Raw genomic sequence first — 3,802 nt, forward strand, 5'->3', positions numbered from 1 at the left:
ATCAGGATTGACCACCCACGCAACATTTTGAGGCGTCAATAAAACTTATAGCGCGCCAAAAACGGTCCTGCGAGCGTTGGCGCTTTTAGAAGGCGGCAGCTGATAGTTCAATAGAATGCCGCTACGAACTCTCACGAAAGCATGCATGGCTAAAGACGACAAGACTGCACCTGCCCCAGCCGCGAAGCCAATGGCGGTCAAGAAAGCCGCGTCTGCGAAGGCGGCTAAAAATCGTTCGCCAATTGATGCTGTCAACAAGCGCGTTGCTGAAGCGGTGGAGAAAAGATCCCGCGCTACACGCCCATTCCCTGCTTGTTCGTTCGAGGAAGCGGCAGTATTTGCCAAAGAACTCTTTGACTTTGGGGCTGGGCGAGCAGTCCGAAAGATCACGCTTTTTGATCACCTAAACAAGTCGCCCGACAGCGGCGCTTCTCGGCAGATCATTACCAACGCTGGCAAGTACGGTCTTACGAAGGGTAGTTATGCGGCAGAGATGCTGGAACTTACGCCTGATGGCGCCAAGGCTGTGGATCAGGAGCATCCAGCTCGTGAGCGGGCGAAGGCTCGCATATTTCTCGGTCTAGAAAACATCCCCACTTTCAAGGCACTCTTCGATACGTATGTTGGCAATAAGCTGCCGCCAAAAGCGGCGTTGGTTGATACCGCAAAGTCGATTGGGTTGAGTGATGACCTCGCAGTCGAAGCTGTCGAGACCTTCACGGTGAACTTACGCGAGTTGGGCTTGTTGCAAACATTGTCAGGTGCAGAAAGAATCTTGACTATCGACCACTATCTGGACTCGTTGCCTCAGACGAGGGCGATGCAGAGTGCCCGTGCTGCCCCGACCGTGGGGGCAGCGCCTGCGTCTGAACCGAGGTTGGCAACGTCCCTCATCACATCGGAACAAGCTCAATTCGAAACAGCGTGCTTTTACGTGACACCGATAGGGGCGCCCGGCTCTGAGGAGCGCCTGCATTCCGACCTGATGTTAGGGTCAATCGTGGAGCCAGCACTAGAAGGCTTTGGGCTCACCGTGGTCCGAGCGGATCAGATAGATAAGCCAGGAACAATCACACGCCAGGTCTTTGACTACTTGCTTCGCGCTAGGCTAGTCGTCGTCGACCTTTCCTTTCACAACCCCAACGTGTTCTATGAGCTCGCAATTCGGCATGCAGCTCGCTTGCCAGTAGTCCAAATCATTCGCGCTGCCGAAAAAATCCCATTCGATGTGAATCAGATGCGGACCATTCCCATCGATACGACCAGCATTTACACGCTTTTGCCGCAGCTGCAGTCATACGTCGCTCAAATCGCAAGCCACGTCAGGCGTGCTCTTCAAGATCCGGATGCTGCTGACAACCCGCTCTCGACCTTCTATCCAAATTTTCGAGTAGAGCTGTAGTACGCGTATCGTTAGTGACTCTATTACCAGCTGGCCGCTGCCTACGCATTCTTGGGCATTTTCCCGATCCAACTTGAGACATAGGCTGGTTGCGCCAGAGAAAGATCAAGAGCGAGGGCAAAGCCCGCTATGGGTCGAAAGCACCCCATCAACGAACACACAGTTGGCGAGAGTGAGCGGGAGCGCCAAACACCTCCACCCATTCGCCGCGCCGTGCCCACGAACGTGCCTTGGTCGAAGACCGCTGGGCGCCCACATGGCCAGCGGATCTCTGCAGATCGGCAGTTGGGTGGGAGACAACAACTGCCTGCGCAGCATGGCGATCCGTTTTTGGTGCATGCCCGGCAGATACAGCGACAGAGGTTGAACCGTTGGCGCTGCTTTGCACCAAGCTTTTGGCGGCCGGACAAGGTGGCCCGCCCCTACCGCCGTTCACCCGGTGAGGATGGGCTGCAAGGTGTCGATTTCTTCGACGATGAAGTCGAAGAACGCGCTCACGCGCGGCGTGCGCCGCAACTCGGGCGTGGTGAGCATGCGCCAGATGCGGGTCAACTCGGTCACCGGACCCAGCACGCGCACCAGATCAGGCTCTGCATCGCCCAGCGGCATGGGCAGCGCACCCACGCCCAGCCCCGCCTTGACCGAATAGATCAAGCCGAGCACGCTGCTGCTGCGTGAAGCCAGTTCGGCGTTGGGCACGACCTCGCGCAACCACAACGACAAACGGTGTTTGGCCATGGTGGCGTCGAAGCCCACCAAGGCATGGCTGGCGAGATCTTGGACGCACGCGGGCTGGCCGTGTTGTGCGATGTAGGCCTTGCTGGCGTAAATCGCCCAGACGGAATCGCCGATCTTGCGGCCAACCAGTTCGCCATCGTCGGTGTCGCCCGAGCGCAGCGCGACATCGGCGTCGCCCTGGCGCAGATCCATGTATTTGTCGCTCATCACGAACTGCACGCTCAAGGCTGGGTGCCTGGCATGGAACCGATCAAGCAAGCCGGTTTGCGCGATGCGGTTGACGATGGGTTCGGGGCAGGTCATGCGGATCACGCCCCTGATCTCTCCGCCGAGTGTCTGGATCTGGCGCTCGAAGGCAAGCACGGCGCTCTCGACTGTCTCGGCGAACGGCAACATGTCCTGGCCAAACTCGGTCAGCCGGTAGCCGGTGGGTTGGCGCTGCACCAGCGACTGGCCGATGCGCCGCTCCAGCTCGGCCAGGCGGCGCTGAACCGTCGACTGGTCCACCCCCAACGCACGCCCCGCAGCCAGCGTGCTGCCTTCGCGGGCCACGGCCAGCAGGTACCGGAGATCGTCCCACTGGAACTTGGTCGGACTGTGCATAACTGCGGCCCCCACATGCAAAGTTGCGCCTTACGAAGCGCCGTCCAGCGGCCTAGGCTGTGGACACATCGCCCCCCATTCGATGCCCGTCCACATCTCCCCAGGAGTCGCCGCCATGAACGCCTTTGCATTGTGTGCTTCCCGCGAACCGCGGCATAGCCCCCGCTGGCTCAAAGCTTTCACCCTCGTTGTGGGCCTCGCGGCTTTCAGCCCGTCGCACGGTGCAGAGCCCACGGTGACCTTGAGTGCGGACCAGCCCAACGTGGTGTCGTACTGGAACGGCATCGCCAACCAGACGGTGCTGGCACCGTCTGCCACCAACACCACGGCCGAGGAACAGCGCCCCTCCTACCAGGTCGATCTGGCCAGCTTGCATGTGGCGATTTTTGATGCGGTCAACGCCATCGACGCTCGGTACAAGCCGTTCGCCATCCAGCCCAAAGGGCCGGCCGCTGGCGCCTCCATGGACGCCACCGCCAGCGCTGCGGCCTATGGCGTGCTGAAAGCGCTGTTCCCCAACCGCAACGCCATCTACCAGGCGGCCTACGACAGCCGCATCGCCGCGATCCCTGATGGCGATGCCAAGACCCGGGGTCTTGCGCTGGGCAACGAAGTCGCTATGGCCGTTGTCAACCTGCGCGCCGACGATGGCCGCGGTGTGGCGCTGGCGCCCTATGTGTCGGGTTCTGCTGCGGGCAACTTCCGCAGCGCCGGCCCAAACCCCTTCAACCGCCAGGTGCCTTCCATCAAACCTTTTTCACTCATCCGTCTGGACCAGTTCCGCCCACCGCCACCGCCGGCCTTGGACAGTGCCACCTACGCCGCCGCCGTCGAAGAGACCCGGTCGCTGGGTGGCTCGGTCAGTGCGGTGCGCACGCCCGAACAAATGGAGATCGCACGCTTCCATTCCGAGCCCCCCGGCTCCTTTGTCACGCGCAACCTGGGCCGTTTCGCGGCGACCACCTCCGATGTGGTCGAGGCCGCCCGGTTGATGGCGTTCATCTATGTCGTGCACGCCGATGCCATTGGGGCTTGCTTCGAGTCCAAGTACCACCACCA

At 60.6% G+C, this 3,802-nt stretch carries 2 protein-coding genes and 1 pseudogene; 2 read left to right on the forward strand and 1 reads right to left on the reverse strand.

What is annotated here, in order from left to right:
• Positions 1-145: 145 nt before the first annotated feature.
• On the forward strand, positions 146-1,402 hold the full coding sequence (locus tag ABYB95_RS18930; RefSeq protein WP_372660385.1) for a hypothetical protein: 1,257 nt from the start codon (positions 146-148) through the stop codon (positions 1,400-1,402).
• 432 nt (positions 1,403-1,834) lie between these two features.
• On the opposite strand, the gene ABYB95_RS18935 is transcribed toward ABYB95_RS18930, so the two are convergent.
• Positions 1,835-2,743, reverse strand: a complete 909-nt coding sequence (locus tag ABYB95_RS18935) for a LysR family transcriptional regulator (RefSeq protein WP_372660387.1) — start codon at positions 2,741-2,743, stop codon at positions 1,835-1,837.
• Between the two features lie 115 nt (positions 2,744-2,858).
• Between ABYB95_RS18935 and ABYB95_RS18940 the strand changes: the two are divergent.
• A pseudogene (locus ABYB95_RS18940) lies at positions 2,859-3,802 on the forward strand (hypothetical protein); the annotation flags it as partial.

The sequence above is a fragment of the Hydrogenophaga sp. genome, from assembly GCF_041633695.1.
Taxonomy (GTDB): domain Bacteria; phylum Pseudomonadota; class Gammaproteobacteria; order Burkholderiales; family Burkholderiaceae_C; genus Hydrogenophaga.